This is a genomic window from Bacillus sp. 9.4 (assembly GCF_055486415.1).
Genome location: NZ_JBVFMU010000003.1, coordinates 467185 through 488595, shown reverse-complemented (window position 1 = coordinate 488595; position 21411 = coordinate 467185). Strand labels below are relative to the sequence as shown.

At 45.0% G+C, this 21411-nt stretch carries 17 protein-coding genes; 11 read left to right on the top strand and 6 right to left on the bottom strand.

All coding sequences use genetic code 11. The features are described 5' to 3' along the window. Positions 1-16: 16 nt before the first annotated feature. On the bottom strand, positions 17-586 hold the full coding sequence (locus ACZ07B_RS14500; RefSeq protein ID WP_017695297.1) for a TetR/AcrR family transcriptional regulator: 570 nt from the start codon (positions 584-586) through the stop codon (positions 17-19). A gap of 75 nt (positions 587-661) precedes the next feature. After that, the gene (locus tag ACZ07B_RS14495; protein ID WP_217020121.1) at positions 662-3157 is read right to left on the bottom strand and encodes a PEP/pyruvate-binding domain-containing protein; all 2496 of its coding nucleotides are present in this window, start codon (positions 3155-3157) and stop codon (positions 662-664) included. 447 nt (positions 3158-3604) lie between these two features. On the opposite strand from ACZ07B_RS14495, the gene ACZ07B_RS14490 reads away from it, so the two are divergent. The 4 genes from ACZ07B_RS14490 (at position 3605) to hag (ending at position 10047) form a co-directional block, all read left to right on the top strand. After that, entirely contained in the window at positions 3605-3835 is a 231-nt protein-coding gene (locus ACZ07B_RS14490) for a CsbA family protein (RefSeq protein ID WP_003228053.1), read from the top strand. 185 nt (positions 3836-4020) lie between these two features. Beyond that, positions 4021-6006 (top strand): excinuclease ABC subunit UvrB, encoded by a 1986-nt coding sequence (gene uvrB / locus ACZ07B_RS14485; RefSeq protein ID WP_003243787.1) that lies wholly within the window; start codon positions 4021-4023, stop codon positions 6004-6006. Positions 6007-6013: 7 nt separating this feature from the next. Further along, positions 6014-8887 (top strand): excinuclease ABC subunit UvrA, encoded by a 2874-nt coding sequence (gene uvrA / locus ACZ07B_RS14480; protein WP_033884617.1) that lies wholly within the window; start codon positions 6014-6016, stop codon positions 8885-8887. A gap of 338 nt (positions 8888-9225) precedes the next feature. Then, positions 9226-10047 carry a flagellin Hag gene (hag, locus tag ACZ07B_RS14475; RefSeq protein ID WP_029318328.1) on the top strand — a complete coding sequence of 274 codons (822 nt, stop codon included), beginning with the start codon at positions 9226-9228 and terminating at the stop codon, positions 10045-10047. A 198-nt stretch (positions 10048-10245) separates the two neighbouring features. On the opposite strand, the gene ACZ07B_RS14470 is transcribed toward hag, so the two are convergent. Further along, complete coding sequence (locus tag ACZ07B_RS14470) at positions 10246-10476, bottom strand: hypothetical protein (protein ID WP_003235419.1); 231 nt, start codon at positions 10474-10476, stop codon at positions 10246-10248. A gap of 217 nt (positions 10477-10693) precedes the next feature. Here ACZ07B_RS14470 and yvlA point away from each other — a divergent pair, with 217 nt between their 5' ends. The 5 genes from yvlA (at position 10694) to ACZ07B_RS14445 (ending at position 16774) form a co-directional block, all read left to right on the top strand. Further along, on the top strand, positions 10694-11020 hold the full coding sequence (gene yvlA, locus ACZ07B_RS14465; protein ID WP_003244375.1) for a protein YvlA: 327 nt from the start codon (positions 10694-10696) through the stop codon (positions 11018-11020). Positions 11021-11044: 24 nt separating this feature from the next. After that, positions 11045-12142 (top strand): DUF4097 family beta strand repeat-containing protein, encoded by a 1098-nt coding sequence (locus ACZ07B_RS14460; RefSeq protein WP_014481027.1) that lies wholly within the window; start codon positions 11045-11047, stop codon positions 12140-12142. Between the two features lie 4 nt (positions 12143-12146). Next, positions 12147-12344, top strand: coding sequence for a PspC domain-containing protein (locus ACZ07B_RS14455; protein ID WP_015384763.1), 198 nt, complete (start codon positions 12147-12149; stop codon positions 12342-12344). 1 nt (position 12345) lies between these two features. Next, complete coding sequence (locus ACZ07B_RS14450) at positions 12346-12705, top strand: phage holin family protein (protein ID WP_003228066.1); 360 nt, start codon at positions 12346-12348, stop codon at positions 12703-12705. A gap of 199 nt (positions 12706-12904) precedes the next feature. Next, on the top strand, positions 12905-16774 hold the full coding sequence (locus ACZ07B_RS14445; RefSeq protein ID WP_464877347.1) for a lamin tail domain-containing metallophosphoesterase family protein: 3870 nt from the start codon (positions 12905-12907) through the stop codon (positions 16772-16774). Between the two features lie 21 nt (positions 16775-16795). Here the strand turns inward: ACZ07B_RS14445 and nagR are convergent, their stop codons facing one another. From nagR to nagA, 3 genes are read right to left on the bottom strand one after another with little or no spacing between them, the layout of a single operon-like run. Next, positions 16796-17527: an N-acetylglucosamine utilization transcriptional regulator NagR gene (gene nagR, locus ACZ07B_RS14440; RefSeq protein ID WP_015251129.1), complete on the bottom strand. Its 732-nt coding sequence runs from the start codon at positions 17525-17527 to the stop codon at positions 16796-16798. Positions 17528-17544: 17 nt separating this feature from the next. Beyond that, positions 17545-18273 carry a glucosamine-6-phosphate deaminase gene (gene nagB / locus ACZ07B_RS14435; RefSeq protein WP_129092734.1) on the bottom strand — a complete coding sequence of 243 codons (729 nt, stop codon included), beginning with the start codon at positions 18271-18273 and terminating at the stop codon, positions 17545-17547. Beyond that, positions 18270-19460: an N-acetylglucosamine-6-phosphate deacetylase gene (nagA, locus tag ACZ07B_RS14430; protein ID WP_014481023.1), complete on the bottom strand. Its 1191-nt coding sequence runs from the start codon at positions 19458-19460 to the stop codon at positions 18270-18272. Before nagA ends, nagB begins: the two co-directional genes overlap by 4 nt. Positions 19461-19641: 181 nt before the next feature. Here nagA and hprK point away from each other — a divergent pair, with 181 nt between their 5' ends. Continuing rightward, positions 19642-20574: an HPr(Ser) kinase/phosphatase gene (gene hprK, locus ACZ07B_RS14425; protein ID WP_024571931.1), complete on the top strand. Its 933-nt coding sequence runs from the start codon at positions 19642-19644 to the stop codon at positions 20572-20574. A gap of 13 nt (positions 20575-20587) precedes the next feature. Then, positions 20588-21397: a prolipoprotein diacylglyceryl transferase gene (gene lgt / locus ACZ07B_RS14420; RefSeq protein ID WP_003242661.1), complete on the top strand. Its 810-nt coding sequence runs from the start codon at positions 20588-20590 to the stop codon at positions 21395-21397. Positions 21398-21411: the final 14 nt, after the last annotated feature.

Genomic DNA, 21411 nt, shown 5'->3' with positions numbered 1-21411 from the left:
TTATTATGCCAAGGAGTTAATCAGCAGAAATTCCTTTGACAAATAGAGCTGTGCTGTGCTCCAGCATTTTTTCCTGGGGCATTGATATGACCCGGTCTCCTAAGTGGAGACGGTGAATGAAATAACCGAAGATAATCGACATGAACACGTCGGAATTCTCCGCTTCATTTCCTGTCTGAATAACCCCTTTCTCACCCATCGTTTTGAGATAATCAACCAATAGCTGTTTCATAGATTGGGGATATTCAGTGACGTGGTTAATGACATCCTGAAACATGGCCGGTTCACGAAAGCTGATTTTAATGATATCTTTTCTATGTTCGAGCTCCTCCAAGAGACAGGTTCCGATATGAAGCAGGTCTTTGTACAAATCCCCTTCTGTTTGTTCCAAAATGCTGCCTCTGTTTGAAGAATGCTGAGAAAGCAAAGCCTCAACTAGTCCTTGTTTGTTTTTAAAGTTCCTGAAAATCGTCGCTTCACTTACATTTGCTTTTTCTGCAATTTCTTTTGTAGTTGTTGCGCGATATCCTTTTTTGACGAGCAGCTGCATGGCAGCGTCAAGGATTCTCTTGTTTGTCGGTCTCAATACGTTTCACCTCACGAATATACTGGCAGGACAAGTATACACCCGCCCCGCTTGTATAAGAAAGAGGGGGACGCATCAGGACCGGCTGACAACTGTGATTTTGCCGCTGCTTCCGTCAACAGTGATGATGTCACCGTCTCGCAGTCTTTCGGTTGCCGTGCGTGTGCCGAGAACGGCTGGAATGCCGTATTCACGGGCAATAATCGCAGCGTGAGACAAAATGCCGCCTGTGTCTGTAATAATCGCTTTGGCGTCTTGAAACAGGCTGGTCCATAGCGGTGTGGTCATTTTGCAAACGAGTACGTCTCCAGGCGCGAATTGAGAAAATTCATTGGCGTCCCGAATGATTTTCACCGGACCTGTCGCAATGCCGCTTGATGCCGCAATGCCAAAAATATGATTCTCTGTGTTTTTTTCATCCTCTATCACAGCGCCGACAATTTCTTCAGCAGCTTTGAGCTGTTCTTTTGTCGGGGTGCCGAGGTAGGCCGGGGCTTGGGCCAGCTCATACTCATGAAAAATCTGTCTGCGTTTTTCAGCCTTTTCTTGCAGGGATACAGGGTGAAGAAGCGCTTGTTCCACTTCGTCATCATATAAGAACCAAAGGTCCTCCCGATCTTGAATGACACCGTTTTCCGCCAGCAATTCACCTATCTTCAGCAGAAAGATTCTCGCCTTGGCATCCAGCATGGCGTCAATATAAAAGTGGTGATCATCTTTTATATTTGCAGAGTTCAGTGTCCATTGATAATAGCGATCAAATTCGGTGCGCAAACCGGGATCTTCTATGCTTTCCAAGAATTCATTGTATAATTTCTCTCGTTTTTCTTTCGTTTTCTGAAATTCATTGTCAAAATGATAGCCATTACGGACATAATTTTGAATATTGGCCAGAGCGAAATACGGATTTTCCATCCAGATTTGTTCAATCAGATCATGACTTTTAACAGATCTCCATCCGTATTCTTGCAAGAATTCATGGACGTTCTTCAGGAAGTGTCTTCCCTCATCTGTTTGTTCCAATTTCTCCTGGAGCTGTTCAGGCTTGTTGTTTTCAAAAATGGCCAGAAGGTTCGGGTTCTCCTGAACTTCCACAGAAAATAGCCATAAGCAACGGTCCGTTTCCAGTGATTTGTTCATTTTTCCTGTCAGCATCTCGTAAAAATGAGCGTTTTCGGACTCTCCTTGAATGTCCTGATACATCGCTTGCAGTTTGTTTGTTAAAAGGATTTGCGGGAAAACGATATTGAAGTGCTCTTCATAAGCCGTGAGATAAAAGGCCTTTAGTTTTTGAAAAGCATCCAGTGCGCTTTCTGCGGTATGCTCAGTTTGTGCGAGCTGGTCCAGTGTCCGGTAAAAAGGGAGGTATGTGTGATTAATGATGTCATACATATGCTCCGATAAAATCGGGAAAAGCTCTTTGCCGCAGTCTTCAGACGGAGGCTGCTGTCCGCCTTGGTTTTTGGAATAAATATGTCCGCGATAAAGTTTTACTTCATCAACAACTACACCAATCGGAAACTTTTGCATGCTCTTCTTCAAGCCATATTCCAACGCCGGCACGATGAAGGATGAAAATAACGGACTCACCGGACCTTCAATATTAGACTCCATGTTAAGCCAGAAATCATTCATATCAGTGTCGGTAATCATGAAGCTGCGTTTTTCTTCTGCCGCTTTTTTGTCCTGATCAATGGTTGTAATCGGACGAGCTTGCAGAAGGTATATTTGATGATCAGCAATTCCAAATTCTATATCGACAGGATATCCGTACAGGTCTTCGGTTTTTTTTGTGATTTCAGCCAATTCAATCACTTGTTCATCTGTAAGGCAAAGACGGCTGCGCATGTCTTCACTCGTTTCTTTTTCAGTAATTCCTTCTGCCGCAGACTCCATGTAGATTTCCTTTGCACCTATTTCTTTCTGAATCTCAAACGAAGATTTATTAACAATGAACGTGTCTGGGGTAACACTTCCTGAAACAACAGCTTCACCCAACCCGTAGCTGGCGCTGATTAAAAGCTCTCTATCATCATGGGTAACAGGGTTGCGGCTGAAGATAACACCTGACATTTCTGAATCGATCAGCCCCTGAACGACTATTCCCATTAACGGTTCTGCGATTTGATTGTTCATTTTTTTCTTATAGCTGCTGACCCGCCCAGAAAAAAATGAGGCCCAGCATTCTTTCACTTTAGCCAGAAATTCTTCCTCTGTTTTGATATTTAAGTAGGTTTCATATTGACCCGCGAATGAAGCGCCTTCTAAATCTTCCGAGGCAGACGAAGAACGCACGGCTACGGATCGATATGATTCTCTAAGCTTATAAAAGGAACTAGTCAGCTCATCTTTCAGCTCATCCGAAAATGTTCCGGAAATGATCCCGCTTTCGACGTTTTCACTAGTCTCTTGAAGCTGGTTGTCCTCCATAAAACGTGCGAGCGCATTCGTTTGAATAATAAACCCGTCCGGAACAGGAAGACCGTGTTTGGTCAATTTAATCAAATTCATTCCTTTTGCTCCAGCCAGCTGGCTGGACTCTTCTGCCTGGCGAAATAAAACAGAATACATATTTGAAACCCCTCTTTTCTCCATTCATTTTGTTTTTCTCTCTAGTCTTTTTATTGCGGAGCCTGTGTTTTAAAAAAATGATAGTAAACACTATCATTCAATTGTAGGTTTTCAGGAAAATGCTGTCAAACGCAGAAAGTCCTAAATAAAATGAATAGTTAAGTTAGTTAGATTATCATAAAAAATGCGGCCGTACTGGTACTGTATGCCTATTTTCTTTTATTCTCGGAATCTGGCGGCGGACTTGATGATGTAATAAAAAAAGTGCCGCTGATTAGAACAGCGGCACCATGGAATAAGTTTTGACCGGCACCAAAATGCAAATATGGTGATTGATTTTGGCTGAAAAGGGGTATGGTGTAGTAGAGGGAGCGAATGCACGATTGTCCGATTCTTCATTTTTTACTATAATCAGATCAGATGAAGAATCCCTGAGGAGGGTTTTTGTTGATTACAAAAGCCGTTTTTGCATTGTTTTTCCCTTTTATGCTTGTTGTTTTATTTACTAGAGTCACCTTTAATCATTATGTGGCGATCGCTTTAACAGCTGCATTGCTGTTTGCCTCTTATTTAAAAGGCTATACAGAAACGTATTTTATTGTAGGATTGGATGTTGTGTCTCTTGTGGCTGGCGGACTGTATATGGCCAAAAAAGCTGCAGAGAAAAAAGAAGAATAAATCGGACATAATGAATATAAAGACTGAATACCTGCTTTTACGTTTTAAAAGCAGGTTTTTTATACACAAAAACAGCTGGAAATAAAAAACCACCGAACTTTAGTTCGTATTTTTAGTGATTTTGCTTTCCATTGTGTTACTATATCTATAGGAAGATTTCGTTAAAGAAACGGAGGCTTATTTTTGTGAAAGATCGCTTTGAGTTAGTCTCGAAATATCAGCCCCAGGGAGATCAGCCGAAAGCCATTGAAAAGCTTGTGAAAGGAATTCAGGAGGGCAAGAAGCATCAGACTCTGCTGGGTGCAACAGGAACTGGGAAAACATTTACGGTGTCCAATTTGATTAAAGAAGTCAATAAACCGACTCTCGTGATTGCCCATAACAAAACCCTTGCTGGACAGCTTTACAGTGAGTTCAAGGAATTTTTTCCGAACAATGCTGTCGAGTATTTTGTCAGCTACTATGATTATTATCAGCCGGAGGCGTATGTGCCTCAAACGGATACATTTATAGAGAAAGACGCTAGTATTAATGATGAAATTGATAAACTGAGACACTCCGCCACATCAGCTTTGTTTGAGCGTAGAGATGTCATTATTATTGCGAGTGTGTCTTGTATATACGGCCTCGGTTCGCCTGAGGAATACCGGGAAATGGTCGTGTCACTGCGGACTGAAATGGAAATTGAGCGCAACGAGCTGCTCAGAAAACTTGTAGACATCCAATATGCCCGCAACGATATCGACTTTCAGCGCGGTACATTTCGTGTGCGCGGGGATGTAGTGGAAATCTTTCCGGCATCCCGTGATGAGCATTGTGTCAGAGTTGAATTTTTCGGTGACGAAATCGAACGGATTCGGGAAGTAGATGCGCTGACAGGAGAAATTCTCGGCGACCGAGATCATGTTGCGATTTTCCCGGCATCCCACTTCGTAACGCGGGCCGAGAAAATGGAGAAGGCGATTCAAAATATCGAGAAGGAGCTTGAGGAGCAGCTGAAGGTCATGCACGAAAACGGAAAGCTCCTTGAAGCGCAGCGTTTAGAGCAGCGGACAAGATATGATCTTGAAATGATGCGTGAAATGGGTTTCTGCTCCGGCATCGAGAACTATTCAAGACATTTGACTCTGCGGCCTCCAGGTTCAACGCCGTATACGCTTCTTGATTATTTCCCAGACGATTTTATGATCGTGGTGGATGAGTCGCATGTGACAATTCCTCAGGTGCGCGGCATGTTTAACGGAGACCAGGCGCGGAAACAGGTGCTCGTGGATCACGGCTTCCGGCTTCCATCAGCGCTTGATAACCGTCCGCTTCGTTTTGAGGAATTTGAAAAGCATATGCACAATATCGTGTATGTATCAGCAACACCAGGGCCGTACGAGATTGAACATACAGATGAAATGGTCGAACAGATTATTCGTCCGACGGGGCTTCTTGACCCGCTTATTGACGTCCGTCCAATCGAAGGTCAGATTGACGACTTGATCGGCGAAATTCAAGCAAGAATCGAGCGGAATGAACGGGTGCTTGTGACAACTTTGACGAAGAAGATGTCAGAGGATCTGACCGATTATTTAAAGGAAATCGGCATTAAAGTAAACTATCTGCATTCTGAGATCAAGACGCTTGAACGGATTGAAATTATCCGCGACCTGCGCCTTGGCAAGTACGATGTGCTTGTCGGCATCAACCTGCTGAGGGAAGGTTTGGACATTCCCGAAGTATCCCTTGTTGCGATTTTGGATGCGGATAAGGAAGGTTTCCTTCGTTCGGAGCGGTCGCTGATCCAGACCATCGGACGGGCAGCGAGAAATGCGGAAGGCCGCGTCATTATGTACGCCGATAAAATAACGAAGTCTATGGAAATTGCAATTAATGAAACAAAACGCCGCCGCGAGCAGCAGGAGCGGTTTAACGAAGAGCACGGCATTACGCCGAAAACGATAAATAAAGAAATTCGCGATGTCATTCGTGCCACAGTAGCAGCTGAGGATAAAGCGGAATACAAAACAAAAGCCGCGCCGAAGCTGTCGAAAATGACGAAGAAAGAACGCCAGAAAGTCGTTGAACAGATGGAGCATGAAATGAAGGAAGCCGCCAAGGCGCTTGACTTTGAGAGAGCCGCGGAGCTTCGCGATTTACTTTTAGAGCTAAAAGCGGAAGGATGATGAACAAATGGCTATGGATCGGATAGAGGTGAAGGGAGCCAGGGCGCATAACCTGAAAAATATAGATGTAACGATTCCGAGAGATCAGCTTGTCGTTGTCACGGGTTTGTCCGGATCAGGTAAATCCTCCCTTGCCTTTGACACGATATATGCTGAAGGACAGAGACGGTATGTCGAGTCGCTGTCTGCTTATGCCCGCCAGTTTTTAGGGCAAATGGATAAGCCGGATGTGGATGCAATTGAGGGGCTCTCTCCCGCCATCAGCATTGATCAGAAAACAACGAGCCGCAATCCGAGGTCTACTGTCGGTACGGTAACTGAGATTTATGATTATCTGCGTCTTTTATATGCGAGAGTAGGGAAGCCTCATTGTCCGGAGCACGGAATTGAGATTACATCCCAGACCATCGAGCAAATGGTGGACAGAATTCTGGAATACCCGGAACGGACGAAGCTTCAGGTGCTGGCGCCGATTGTCTCGGGCCGAAAAGGCGCTCATGTCAAAGTGCTTGAACAGATTAGAAAACAAGGCTATGTCAGAGTCAGAATTGACGGCGAGATGGCTGAGCTTTCTGACGATATCGAATTAGAAAAGAACAAGAAGCATTCCATTGAGGTTGTCATTGACCGGATTGTGGTGAAAGAAGGCGTGGCAGCCCGGCTGTCAGATTCATTGGAAACGGCGCTTCGTTTAGGTGAAGGACGGGTTATGATCGATGTCATCGGTGAGGAAGAGCTGATGTTCAGCGAGCATCATGCCTGTCCGCACTGCGGATTTTCAATTGGTGAGCTTGAGCCGCGTCTGTTTTCGTTTAACAGTCCGTTCGGGGCGTGTCCGACGTGTGACGGTCTCGGAATGAAGCTTGAAGTGGATGCCGATCTTGTCATCCCCAATCAAGATTTGTCATTGAAGGAGAATGCGGTCGCCCCTTGGACACCGATCAGCTCACAATATTATCCTCAGCTGCTTGAGGCAGTCTGCACCCACTACGGGATTGATATGGATGTGCCGGTCAAAGATTTGCCGAAGCATCAACTGGATAAAGTGCTGTACGGCAGCGGGGATGACCTGATTTATTTCCGATATGAAAATGATTTTGGACAAATACGCGAAGGTGAAATTCAATTTGAAGGCGTATTGCGCAACATTGAAAGACGCTATAAGGAGACAGGCTCCGATTTCATCCGTGAGCAAATGGAGCAGTATATGTCTCAGAAATCTTGTCCGACGTGCAAAGGCTATCGGTTAAAGAAAGAGGCGCTTGCCGTACTGATTGACGGCCGCCACATTGGAAAAATTACCGAGCTGTCTGTCGCCGACGCACTTGCCTTCTTTAAAGATCTTACCCTTTCTGAGAAGGATATGCAGATCGCCAATTTGATTTTGCGCGAAATTGTGGAGCGCTTAAGCTTTCTGGACAAAGTCGGCCTCGATTACCTGACATTGAGCAGGGCAGCGGGTACATTGTCCGGAGGAGAGGCGCAGCGCATCAGGCTGGCGACTCAAATTGGCTCGCGCTTATCCGGTGTGCTTTATATTTTAGATGAGCCGTCTATCGGTCTGCATCAGCGTGATAACGACCGCTTGATCAGCGCTCTGAAAAATATGAGAGACCTCGGGAACACGCTGATTGTTGTCGAACATGATGAGGACACGATGATGGCAGCAGATTATTTAATAGATATTGGACCGGGAGCCGGTATTCACGGCGGACAGGTGATATCTGCGGGTACGCCGGAAGAAGTGATGGAAGATCCAAACTCATTAACGGGCAGCTATTTATCAGGGAAAAAGTTTATCCCATTGCCTCCTGAAAGAAGAAAGCCGGACGGACGTTACATTGAAATTAAAGGTGCTTCAGAAAACAACCTGAAAAAAGTGAATGCCAAGTTCCCGCTTGGGACGTTTACAGCAGTTACAGGTGTTTCCGGTTCAGGAAAGAGTACACTCGTTAATGAAATTTTGCATAAGGCGCTGGCGCAAAAGCTTCATAAAGCGAAAGCGAAGCCCGGCAGCCATAAAGAGATTAAAGGTTTGGATCATTTAGACAAAGTCATTGACATTGACCAGGCGCCAATCGGAAGAACGCCGAGATCCAACCCTGCGACATACACCGGTGTATTTGATGACATTCGTGATGTATTCGCGCAGACAAATGAAGCGAAGGTCCGCGGCTATAAAAAAGGCCGTTTCAGCTTCAACGTGAAGGGCGGACGATGTGAAGCCTGCCGCGGAGACGGGATTATTAAAATTGAAATGCACTTCCTTCCTGACGTATACGTTCCATGCGAGGTGTGTCACGGCAAACGCTATAACCGTGAAACACTTGAAGTGGCGTACAAAGGAAAAAGCATCTCTGATGTGCTTGATATGACGGTTGAAGATGCTCTTTCTTTCTTTGAAAATATCCCGAAAATCAAACGCAAGCTCCAAACCCTTTATGATGTTGGTTTAGGTTATATTACGCTCGGCCAGCCGGCGACGACCTTGTCAGGCGGAGAAGCGCAGCGCGTGAAGCTCGCGTCAGAGCTGCACAAACGCTCGACCGGACGCACGCTCTACATTTTAGATGAGCCGACGACAGGTTTGCATGTCGACGATATCGCCAGGCTTCTTGTCGTGCTGCAACGGTTGGTAGACAACGGAGACACTGTACTGGTTATTGAGCACAACCTTGATATCATTAAGACAGCCGATTACATTGTGGATCTGGGCCCGGAAGGCGGAGCCGGGGGCGGAACCATTGTCGCGTCTGGAACGCCTGAGGAAATCACTGAAGTTGAAGAATCGTATACAGGCCGTTATTTAAAGCCTGTTATCGAACGTGACAAAGCACGCATGAAATCGCTCTTGAAAGCAAAAGAAACAGCTACATCTTAAAACCCTCTGTTAAGAGGGGACAGCTTGTCAGCTAGTCCATCCTTGGGCTTAGCAGGCAAGCTTTTTCTTTACGGCATAATAGGTTTAGAATCGTCTTTGGGTAAAATTTCTTTGGGAAAACGCCTAAACATTTACAAATTGCTGTCGATATATGAATTGAAAGGCGGATGATGATTTCCAAATTAAGCAGACAAATCCTATTAAGGGGCTTAAAGGCATCCTTAATCAATGACTGAATTTACATAGGTTAGAAGCTTTATTGGAATCTGATACGCCAGAAATCAAAGAAAAGGAAGTCTTTGATTTCAAAAACATATACACATGGAGGTATTTTTCACATGAGAATCAACCACAATATTGCAGCGCTTAACACATTAAACCGTTTGTCTTCAAACAACAGCGCGAGCTCAAAAAACATGGAGAAACTTTCTTCAGGTCTTCGCATCAACCGTGCGGGAGATGACGCAGCGGGTCTTGCGATTTCTGAAAAAATGAGAGGACAAATCAGAGGTCTTGAAATGGCTTCTAAAAACTCTCAAGACGGAATTTCTCTTATCCAAACAGCTGAGGGTGCATTGACTGAAACCCATGCAATCCTTCAACGTATGCGTGAACTTACTGTTCAAGCAGGAAACACAGGTACACAGCAAACTGAAGATTTAACTGCAATTAAAGATGAAATGGATGCTTTAACTGAAGAGATCGATGGAATTTCTCAACGTACTGAATTTAACGGAAAAAAACTTTTAGACGGTAGTGAAACAGCAGGATTTACATTCCAAATTGGTGCAAATGCTGGCCAAAATATTAATGTTACAATTGGCAACATGGATGCAACAACTTTAGGAGTAAAAGGTATCGATGTTTCAGCAGATGATTTTAGTTTTGACACTGAGATTGTTAAAATCGATAGTGCAATTACAAGTGTTTCAAACCAACGTGCTAAACTTGGTGCGGTACAAAACCGTCTAGAGCACACAATAAACAACCTTGGTGCTTCTTCTGAAAACCTGACAGCTGCTGAGTCTCGTATCCGTGACGTTGACATGGCGAAAGAAATGAGCGATTTCACAAAGAACAACATTCTTTCTCAAGCTTCTCAAGCGATGCTTGCTCAAGCAAACCAACAGCCGCAAAACGTGCTTCAATTGTTACGTTAATTTTGAACGGCTATCTCTTTCTGATAGTTACAGCTTGCCGACAGAGTCCATTAACTGGATGTGCCGGCAGGCTTTTTTTGTTACAATCATTTTGTGACAGCCAGGGAATCACTTGTTTTTTCAAAACAAAAAAGGCAAGATATTGTCATCTAACCTTTAGCTTTGTTTCAGTTATAATGAATGATATGTTTTCCGCAATTACAAAGTCTTCTTATACAGCTGCTTACTTACACTCATTAAATCTTGAACAATATGCGTGTTGCTGCTGTCGAGCAGCACTTTTATATATTGGATATCGTGAGAGATCGGGAAGGGTCCGTGAATCTGCTCAAGCTCGGCGATCATTTCACGATTCATTCTTTTTTGTTCATGAATCAGCTTTAACACTGATTCTTGTGTTACTGTATAGTCACTGGGATCTTTCTCCATTGCTTGTCCAGCCTCCTTGGTTGCCGTAAGCTTTTTACATATTGTAATCGGTATAGCCGGAAGATTCTACTTCTAAAACTTTTTAAAATCCAATTTCCGTAAATCGGAGCATGTCTAAAGAATGAATTTGAAACCTGAAGAGATTTTAAACGTATAAATAAGTAAAACGTCCCTGATCTTTTGTCATGGACAATTCACAATAGGAGTGTGGAATGAATTGAACCGTAATCAAGCTATTATTGCATCACTTTGTTATTTCAGTGTGTTTATTGCGCCAATCATTGTGCCGATTGTCGCTTATTTTGTTGTAAATGAGAAAGAAACAAAACGCCATGCGATACGCTCTCTTATTTCTCACATAGTTCCGTTTGTCGGCTGGCTGTTCCTTTTTATTGCTTTACTTGGCGGAGCCGTTGCGATTGATGGAGACAGCTTGCTTCCTGTATTTGTAATCATTGGGGGAGCGGTTATTTATTTCTTGGTTGTCATTGGCATTATCATTTGGAATGTGATTCAGGGCATTAAGGTCCTGCGTGCAGCATAAGTAGACAATGGGGAGGAGATCGTAATGATGCAAGAAAAGGAACGAATCCTTAAGCTTGTTGAGGAAGGAAAGCTTACAGCACAAGAAGCTTTGACACTGATTGAAAAGCTTGACAGCGACTACAAGGAAAAAGAAGAGAAAATCACAGCGCTCTCAGTTCACGTTCATGACGAGGAAGAGCCATTTACAACGGCAAAAAAAGAAAGTGGCAAGCCGTCTTTAGGAGCCAAGCTGTTTGACTGGATTGATTCTGCTGTGAAAAAGGTCAAGGAAGTTGACCTTGATTTAAACTTTGGCCATGCGTATGATGTTCAGCACATTTTTCAATTTAAAGATACTGACTTTTCCAGTGTTGAGCTGCAAATTGCGAATGGCAGCGTGAATATCGTCCCTTGGGAAGATGACGATATCAGAGCGGAATGCCAGGCGAAGGTATATCGCGCTGACAGCCAGGATGCGGCGAGACACGCATTTCTTCAGCATATTGAATGTGAAATCAAAGGAAATAAATTTTTTATCCGTACTGAGAAAAAGACGATGAAAACGAATGTCACTTTGTATATTCCTCAGAAGGAGTATGATAAGATTCGGGTGAAGCTGTTTAACGGTCCGGTCAGAGGGGAACATTTACATGTAAAAGAGTTCTCAGCGAAAACGACAAACGGCGTGCTGTCGTTCTCGCACTTAACAGCCGAAAAAGCCATAGCTGAAACGGCCAACGGGCAAATTAAACTCGCCAGCCACAGCTGCGGAACGATAGAAGCGGAAACCATTAACGGATTGATCGATCTCCGAGGGAAAAGCGAATCCATTGACGTTCAAAGCTTTAACGGAAATATTGCGATTAACGTAACAGAATCAGACTGCCGCTCCATTTATGCAAAAACAACGACTGGAAGTGTGGAGCTTGCGATTCCGGACGATCTCGCAGTGAAGGCAGAGCTGAAAAGCAATCTTGGTTCGCTGTCCCATGAATTAATGGATGTTGAGATGCTGAAGGAAAAAAATGATACCATTCAAAAAGAAATGATGTTCACTTCAAATCAGGCACATGATCAAAACATCACCGTCTTCTCAGAATCACTAACAGGCGCCATCAAACTAAAGTACTCACAGAGGTGATCGAATGAATAAGCTTTATCGCTCAGAAAAAAATAAGAAAATCGCCGGTGTTATCGGAGGTCTCGCGGAATATTTCAATTGGGACGCATCACTCCTCAGAGTCATAACTGTTATCTTAGCCATTATGACAAGTGTTTTCCCGGTTTTGCTCATTTATATCATTTGGATTTTTATCGTCCCGTCAGAAAGGGATATGAAATGACATGGTAAAATGGGCAGTCAGCATTTTAGTCAATGCATTGTTATTAATCGTCATTGATGGATATATTGACTCCATCCATATCAGCAGCATTGGGGCAGCGATTATCGCCAGCCTCATTTTATCGATCTTAAACGTGCTGATTAAACCGCTTTTAATTATCTTTACACTGCCGGTCACCATGGTGACGCTTGGGCTCTTCTTGTTTGTGATTAACGCCATCACGCTTATGATGACCGCGTCCATTATGGGTGACAGCTTTCAAATCGACGGCTTCGGCACAGCGATATGGGCATCCGTTATCCTGTCGGTCTTCCATTTGCTGATTCAAAAAGGCATTTTAGAGCCGCTTAGAAAAAAATAAAAAAAGCTGCCCGCAAAGGCAGCTTTTTTACATGTTCTGCAGCCTCCTTAAAAAATTGTGAAGTGAAGTGTTCGCTTTTTGTCAGCAGTCCCGCGTATATGTCGTATACTATCTGCTTTGTCAGATTGGATATTGTTTAAAAATGAACTCATAAGCTTCCCTGTTCAGACGCAAAATACATGAAAAGGGAGGTGCTTTGATGAGGAAATACACGGTTATTGCTTCTATATTACTGTCTTTTCTTTCCGTTTTGTCTGGCGGCCATCATGAATCGAAAGCTGTTCCTGTTGTACAGCAGGAACTATTTCAAACGCCTCATTACATACCCTTGCTTGAAAATCCTCCTCAAATTGATGTGAAAGCTGAAATGAGAAACAATCTAATGATTGAGGCTCAAGTTCGCGATAATTCGTATCAAGCATTTTCCGCCTTTCTTTTTTATAAACAAAGTAATGAGCTGGGCTACAAAATGGTGCCGATGGACCCGACCCCCGGAGCGGTCCGCAAGTTTTTGGCACAAATTCCGAAACGTTTGATTTGGAACAGCGAGCTTGAGTATTACATTGTGATGTCGAATGGGAAGCAGCGGGTGAAGTCGGAGACGAAGAAACTGAAGCTTGAAGGATACCAGGCTGACCTTGCCCATATTCCGGAGCTTCTGATCACAGAGCTGGCGGTTGATACGAAGAATATAGGACGCGCAGACGGTTATGAATTTATTGAGATTTTTAATACGACTGACAGAACGATTGATTTTAAAGACTACCATATCCGTTACCGCTACCCAAAAGAAGGGCCTGACTCCGATCTGATTTGGAGACCTGATGAAAGGATCTTGATACCATCCGGCGAAACGTTTGTCGTCTGGCTGAAGCCTGCCGGGCATCCAGAATTGACGTCAGAGGATTTCAATCGTTATTATCAGACACAACTAAAAGAAGGAAAAAATCTCGCGGTGATAGACGAGACAGAGGGTATGGCCAATACGAGGCCGCGGGCCGTTGTGATATCAACGAATACAGGAAAGGACATTTCGGTTGCGCATTATCGGAAACATGCGCTGCGCCGGCTGTCATCAGTGCTTTATAAGTATCCGCTGAACGGAACCGCAGAACTTCTGAACATTTCAATCGGGGAAAAGAATCCATCTCCCGGAACCGTATTACAGGCACAGGTGCCCGAGCAGAAACGGAAAATCAAGCTCGATAAAGAAAAGCCGGTCATTGAGGATTTAACTGACCGCAAGCCTGTCCGCCCTGCTGAAAGCATTGAGCTGCGGGCTGACATACGGGACCGAAGTCTAGTGAAAACAGCGGCCTTTTACTACCGGACGGATGAGAACAAACCGTTTAAGCGAATTCTTGCTGAAAAAGACCGCAACGATAATCTCTACCATTATATTGTGTATTCGCCTGAATTGATCGGGAAGGATCAGCTAGAGTATTATGTGGCGGCCGGGGACGGGATCAATGAAGCGAGAACGCCGGTCAAAATGATTGATATTAAACAAACAAGCAAGTCGCACGGTCTGCGGATGAATATTGAAAACAGAGACACGCTGTCGGGAACTCAATTTCTCAAAGCCACGACAGAAGGGCGAGCTGACAGCATTAAGCTATGGATTGACGGGAAAAAACAAGTGACAGAGCCCGCGATGGAAAAAGAAGTATATTTTGCATTCGATACGAGGAAAACGAACCTTTATTTTAAAAACGCGGTAACGATGGAAGGCAAAGTGCTAAAGGTGTTCGATGATACAACAAATAAATACCGCACCTATTCTGTTCCATTGCCAGAGACACTGCTTCGGAAAGGGAAGCAGCTGCAGCGTATTACGATACGATCGGGTTCGAAGGTGTCCCCGTTTGATACGGCTGAAAACCGTGATGACTTCTTAGTCAAAAACGCCCGATTGGTGTTATCGGATGGAACGGTGATCAGGGATCAGAGGGTGTCCCCTGAGAAGGAACTCTTTATTGGCGATAATCAGCGCTCGAATAAAAGCTGGCAATTTCAGTTCAATCTGCCTGACGGACTGTTTACATCACAGCTGCTGGAGTGGGACACATCAAAGCTTTCTGAAGGCGCTCACCATATTCAAGCAAGCGATGGCAAGGAAAATGTCAGCCTGGTTGTACGGGTAGATAATTCAGGACCTCACATTGAGCCGAATATCACCGAGGGGCAAACGTATAAAGGAAACCTTATCCTGCAGGCGGATATGTATGATAAATGGAGCAAAATTGAGGAAGCGAAGGCGTCTTTAGATGGAGAAAGCATTACACTCCCATATCATACGTCATCTTCTGACCTTTTGCCGGGAAAACATTCTCTAAAAGTGACAGCAACGGATCTCGCGGGCAATAAAACAGTGATTGAGAGGACGTTTAAAACCGAACGAGAGCATCCGGACCAGCCGGAGGTTATAGACAGCGAAGCCGACACGCATAAGGCCAAGCTTTCTGTACGGGTGAAAGATCCGACGAATGATGCCATGGATGTTGGTTTTTATAGGGGATTTCAATATACAGCGCGAAATCATGTGAAAATATTTAAGCACGCGTCACTGACTGAACCGCCGAAAAGCTTTGTGCCGGAAAATGAGACCCCATTTACGAATAAAGAATTGGAGCGGGTATCTGCTGCTGATGGAAAAACAGTATCGACAGAAAACAAAGAGCTTTTCCCTTATCATCGCTTTGAAGTGACGGTTGATCCATCAATTGATGAGAATGATCTGGCAGAAGCAGTCTGGAAGGGCAGTTCTTTGCCGGGGAGAAAGGTGACGATGTATGCTTGGAATTATCGGACAAACGAATGGCAGCCTGTTGACAGCTTCGTCGCGAAGGATGACAAACCGTTTACGCTGAGAGCGTCTGTGATTGCCGCCGATTTTGTACGGGAGTCGAAAATGAATGTGATTGTACAGGATGAAATTCCCCCTGCGGAGGATATGTACACATTTGTCTGGATGTCTGATACACAGTATTACGCCGAAAGCTATCCGCATATTTTTGATAAACAGACCGAATGGATAAAAGATAACCAAAAGCAGCTCAATATCAAATATGTGTTCCACACGGGTGATATTGTAGATGATTCCGCCGATATCAGACAGTGGAAAAACGCTGATCGGTCAATGTCCGTTCTGGATAAGAGCGGAATTCCTTACGGCGTGCTGGCCGGCAACCACGATGTCGGGCATAAGGACGGCTCCTACAGGGCGTTTGGCAAATATTTTGGCAGCGATCGTTTTGATAAAAAATTGCATTATGGCGGTTCCTATAAAAACAACCGCGGACATTATGACCTGATTTCTAGCAACGGCAATGATTATATCATGCTGTACATGGGATGGGGCATTACGGATGAAGACATCGCGTGGATGAATCAGGTGCTGAAGAAGCATCCTGACCGGATGGCCATTTTAGCTTTTCATGAGTATTTGCTGGTCAGCGGAAACAGAAGCCCAATCGGAGAGAAAATATTCAAAGAAATCGTAAAGCCGAACCCGAATGTCGTGATGGTGTTGAGCGGGCATTATCATAGTGCGATGAGAAAAACAGATGAGCTGGATGATGATGGTGATGGGAAGCCGGATCGTCTTGTGCATCAAATGCTGGCCGATTATCAGGGCGGGCCAGAAGGCGGTCAAGGGTATTTGCGTTTGCTTCAATTTGACCAAGCCAATGACATGGTGCACGTATCGACGTACTCTCCGTATGTAAAGGATAAGAACTACTATGATACGGATACCTATGGCAACAAGGATGAATTTTCCCTTTCGCTTGATTTGAAGCCAAGAATCAAAAAGGTGGAAACCGATTATTTTGAATGTAACGTATATACCAATGAAGAGCTCGGAAAACGGGAGCAAGTGAAGAGCGGGGACACAGCTGAATTCCGCTGGGATCATCTTGAACCGCAGTCTGTTTATTATTGGTACATTATAGTGGAAGACAGTTTTAACGGCAAAACGAAATCACCGATCTGGAAGTTCAAGACGAAAAAAGAGACATATCGTCCAGCACCAGACCAGTTTGATTTTCGCCATGTCTCCAATCCTTAAAAAGGGTTGGAGGCTTTTTTTTTATGAAAGACGATCCATATAGTGGACAAATGTATAACGGTCGCCTCTGTATACAGATTTTGCATGCTCAAAAGCAGTTCCGTTCTGCAGATATGTTGTTCGTTTGATTAATAGGACCGGCGCTCCCTTTTGAATACCAAGAATGTTCGCTTCTTCCGTGGTGGCAGCGCTTGGCTCAAGCTCCTGTTTTGCACGGGAAATCGGTATGCTGTTGTACCTTTCAATATGATCATAGATCGACGACTGAAAATGCGATTCGTTCAATTCACCCGCAAGCTCAAACGGAATATGTGAGGACTCAATCGCCATCGGAATATCATTTGCCAGCCGCACCCGAGTGATTTTATGGATAGAGGAGGGGTGCCCGCAGCCTAATATAGCCGCGAGTTCCTCAGTCGAATCAATAAGCTGATAATCAATGAGCCTGCTGCCCGGTGTCATCCCGCGGCTTTTCATATCCTCGGTAAAGCTTGTCAGCCCTTGAAGTGCTTGTTCCATTTTTGGCTTGCTGACAAAGGTGCCCCGCCCCTTCAGGCGATAGAGCAAGCCTTCATTAACTAAATTAGAAAGCGCCTGGCGAACTGTCATCCGGCTGATCCCGAATTGTTCGGCATATTCGCGCTCAGAAGGAAGAGGCATATCCGGCTGCAGCTCTCCGCTCTTAATTTGGTTTTTTAATTGCTCCATAATCTGATAATAAATCGGAATAGGCGATTGTTTATTGATATTCATAAGTCAGCATGTTCCTTTCAAGGTCTTAATGACGCGGCTTCACGATCAATCAAAACCGTAACATCGGAATGCAGGTGCAAAGCAGATGCGGGAAAATCTTCGCTTATGTTTCCTTCTAACAGCTTACGAACAGCTTCCGCTTTGCTTTTTCCAGAAATGAGCAGCAGAATGCGCTTGCTTGAGAGTATCGTTTGAATTCCCATTGTGAGTGCTTTTTTCGGCACGCTGTCTATGGAAGGAAAATATCTGGCATTCGCCTGGCGGGTTTGCTCATTTAATGTCACAACATGAGTTCGCGACTTGAAAGACGTTCCCGGTTCGTTAAAGCCGATGTGTCCGTTTCGGCCGATGCCGAGAAGCTGAATGTCAGTGCCGCCGAGGGAATCGACTAACTGTTCATACCGTCTGCATTCGGCCTCCAAATCGTCTGCATTTCCATTCGGAATAAAATGCCGGCTAGGCTTGCTGTCGATATGCTGAAAAAAACGGTCGTTCATATAGAAGTGATAGCTGTTCGGGTCATCGCTTGAAAGTCCGGCGTACTCATCCAAATTAACTGTAGTGATGTTTTGAAATGAGAGATTCTCAGTTTGGTGCAGGCGGATCAGCTCGCGATACGTGCCTTCCGGTGTGCCGCCCGTCGCTAAACCGAGAACAGCATCAGGTTTTTCTTTGATTGTATCTGCCGTTATTCTGGCTGCTATTTGGCTTAGCTCTTCATACGTTTGACATTCCATTACTTTCATATCTGGTCAGCCTCCTTGGATATAAATGCAATGTTTCCGCGGCAAATGGTGAGAATCACCTCGCAATCACTGCTGACAATCACCAAATCTGCATCTTTTCCTACAGTCACACTGCCTTTTCGGTCAAAGATGCCCAGCTGTTTGGCCGCGTTTGCAGAAGTTATATTAGCTATATCCGTCCAAGAGCAATTTGTAAACTCACGCATATGCCGTGCGCCTTCGTTCATTTTGAGGATCGAACCGGCAAGGGTTCCGTCTGAAAGAAGTGCTGTTCGTCCTCTTACCGTCACACTTTGGCCGCCAAACTCATATACGCCGTCTTTCAGGCCTTTTGCCCTCATGGAATCGGTAATTAAAATGAGCTTGCTGCTGCCTTTCGCCAAAAAAGCAAGCTTTGCAGCTAAAGGATGGGAGTGAATGCCATCGGCGATAAGCTCTGTCACAAACCCATCATGGGCCAGCGCCGTTCCGATCACTCCGGGCTCTCGGTGATGAAACGGGCTCATCGCGTTGTACAGATGAGTCATATGGCTCGCCCCTGCTTTTGCGGCATCCGACAGCAATGCGGAATCGGCATCCGTGTGCCCCATGGACGCGATAATCGATTCGTCTTTCAAATGGCGGATCAGTTCAAAATGCTGATCCTCCTCCGGCGCAAGTGTAACAATTTTGATCAGTCCGCCCGCCTCCTGCTGCCACTTTTTGAAAAGCGCAACATCCGAAGGCCTAATCCACTCTTTTGGCTGCGCTCCGGCTCTTTTAGGCGAAACAAAGGGGCCCTCTAAATGAATGCCGAGCAGTTCTGCACCTAATAAAGAGGACTCTTCAGCCGCTTTCCACTCTCTTGCGTTCACCAAAGCTTGAGAAATGTTCCCATGCTCTTGGGTAATCGTTGTGGCTAAAAAGCTCGTCGTGCCTTCTTCGGGCAGTCTTGACGACATGATGTCGAGCGTGGAAAAGCTAGCATCCATTGTATCTGCGCCATAGCCGCCGTGGATATGAATGTCAATCATGCCGGGAAGCAAAACGGAATCCGCAGGTGCTTGAATCTCTTTTGAATATGACTCCTTGGGCCGTTCTGTTGAGACTGTGCTGATTTTTCCGTCATTGATTCCGACATAGCCGTTTTTGATTACTTCATTTTCTGTCACGATCGCAATGTCTTTAATAAGAAGACTCTCTGCCATAGATGATCCGCCTTTCTGGAATTTGAATACCTTTATTTTACTCTTTTTCAGACTAGTGATCTAGACCAGCTGAGGTGTTTTCCCCCCTTTTATAAAATCTGTTTTAGGTTCAAGCCCGAAAGTGATAAAATGAAAGTATTGTGAGCAAGCTCGGGGCAGCCCGGAACAGGAGGAACATATCGTGGCAAAGGTTCGCACAAAAGACGTAATGGAACAGTTCAATTTGGAATTAATCAGCGGAGAAGAAGGAATTAACCGCCCGATTACAATGAGTGACCTATCAAGACCAGGCATTGAAATTGCCGGATATTTTACATATTACCCGAGAGAGCGCGTGCAGCTTCTCGGAAAAACAGAGCTTTCTTTCTTTGAACAGCTTCCGGAAGAGGATAAAAAACAGCGAATGGATTCTCTGTGCACTGATGTAACACCAGCTATTATTCTTTCTAGAGATATGCCCATCCCTCAGGAGCTGATTGACGCCTCCGAGAAAAATGGGGTGCCTGTCCTCAGATCGCCGCTGAAAACGACAAGACTGTCAAGCCGTTTAACCAACTTCCTTGAGAGCCGGCTGGCGCCTACCACGGCGATTCATGGCGTTCTTGTCGATATATATGGTGTCGGCGTGCTGATCACAGGAAAAAGCGGCGTCGGGAAAAGTGAAACAGCGCTGGAGCTTGTGAAAAGAGGGCATCGCCTTGTTGCCGATGATTGCGTTGAAATTCGGCAGGAGGATCAGGATACTCTTGTCGGAAACGCTCCGGAATTAATTGAGCATCTCCTTGAGATCAGGGGGCTTGGCATTATCAACGTGATGACGCTATTTGGCGCCGGCGCGGTCAGAAGCAATAAACGAATCACGATTGTCATGAACCTTGAACTTTGGGAGCAGGGCAAGCAATACGACCGTCTCGGGCTTGAGGAAGAAACCATGAAAATCATTGATACAGAAATCACAAAACTGACGATTCCCGTCCGTCCAGGCCGAAATCTGGCAGTCATCATCGAAGTGGCAGCAATGAACTTCAGATTGAAGCGGATGGGGCTGAATGCCGCTGAACAATTTACGAACAAGCTGGCGGATGTCATTGAAGACGGTGAACAAGGAGAATAGGAGTTGGCGTTAAATGAATGAAGCGATAGAACCACTCAATCCGATAGCTTTTCAGCTGGGGCCGTTAGCCGTCCATTGGTACGGAATCATTATCGGTCTCGGCGCTTTGCTCGGGCTGTGGATAGCGATGAGGGAAAGTGAAAAACGGGGGCTGCAGAAAGATACGTTTATTGATCTTGTCCTGTTTGCCATTCCAATTGCGATTATTTGCGCACGAATTTATTACGTTGCCTTTGAATGGGATTATTATGCGGCACATCCGGGAGAAATCATTAAGATTTGGAAGGGCGGCATTGCCATTCATGGCGGATTAATCGGCGCCATTTTAACGGGATATGTGTTTTCGAGAGTGAAAAACCTTTCGTTCTGGAAGCTTGCAGATATTGCCGCGCCCAGCATTTTGCTCGGCCAGGCGATCGGCCGCTGGGGGAACTTCATGAATCAGGAAGCGCACGGCGAGGCTGTCAGCAGAGCCTTTTTAGAAAACCTGCACCTGCCTGAATTTATCATCAATCAAATGTATATCAATGGGCAATATTATCATCCTACTTTTTTATATGAATCACTATGGAGCTTTGTCGGCGTCATTGTTTTACTGCTGCTGCGCAGAGCGAATTTGCGTAGAGGCGAGATGTTCTTGATCTATATCATTTGGTATTCAATCGGAAGATACTTTATTGAAGGAATGCGGACTGACAGCTTAATGCTGACTGATTCACTTCGCATCGCTCAGGTGATTTCAATCGTATTGATTGTTTTGGCTGTGGCAGCCATCATCTTCAGACGCGTCAAGGGATACTCGAAGGAGCGGTACGCGGAGTAGACGTCAACAAAGGG

Excerpts from the sequence above, each read along its gene's own strand:
- ACZ07B_RS14495 (WP_217020121.1), bottom strand. The coding sequence starts at position 3,157 with ATGTATTCTGTTTTATTTCGCCAGGCAGAAGAGTCCAGCCAGCTGGCT.
- uvrA (WP_033884617.1), top strand. The coding sequence starts at position 6,014 with ATGGCTATGGATCGGATAGAGGTGAAGGGAGCCAGGGCGCATAACCTG.
- hag (WP_029318328.1), top strand. The coding sequence starts at position 9,226 with ATGAGAATCAACCACAATATTGCAGCGCTTAACACATTAAACCGTTTG.
- ACZ07B_RS14470 (WP_003235419.1), bottom strand. The coding sequence starts at position 10,476 with ATGGAGAAAGATCCCAGTGACTATACAGTAACACAAGAATCAGTGTTA.
- ACZ07B_RS14460 (WP_014481027.1), top strand. The coding sequence starts at position 11,045 with ATGATGCAAGAAAAGGAACGAATCCTTAAGCTTGTTGAGGAAGGAAAG.
- ACZ07B_RS14455 (WP_015384763.1), top strand. The coding sequence starts at position 12,147 with ATGAATAAGCTTTATCGCTCAGAAAAAAATAAGAAAATCGCCGGTGTT.
- ACZ07B_RS14450 (WP_003228066.1), top strand. The coding sequence starts at position 12,346 with ATGGTAAAATGGGCAGTCAGCATTTTAGTCAATGCATTGTTATTAATC.
- ACZ07B_RS14445 (WP_464877347.1), top strand. The coding sequence starts at position 12,905 with ATGAGGAAATACACGGTTATTGCTTCTATATTACTGTCTTTTCTTTCC.
- nagR (WP_015251129.1), bottom strand. The coding sequence starts at position 17,527 with ATGAATATCAATAAACAATCGCCTATTCCGATTTATTATCAGATTATG.
- nagB (WP_129092734.1), bottom strand. The coding sequence starts at position 18,273 with ATGAAAGTAATGGAATGTCAAACGTATGAAGAGCTAAGCCAAATAGCA.
- nagA (WP_014481023.1), bottom strand. The coding sequence starts at position 19,460 with ATGGCAGAGAGTCTTCTTATTAAAGACATTGCGATCGTGACAGAAAAT.
- lgt (WP_003242661.1), top strand. The coding sequence starts at position 20,588 with ATGAATGAAGCGATAGAACCACTCAATCCGATAGCTTTTCAGCTGGGG.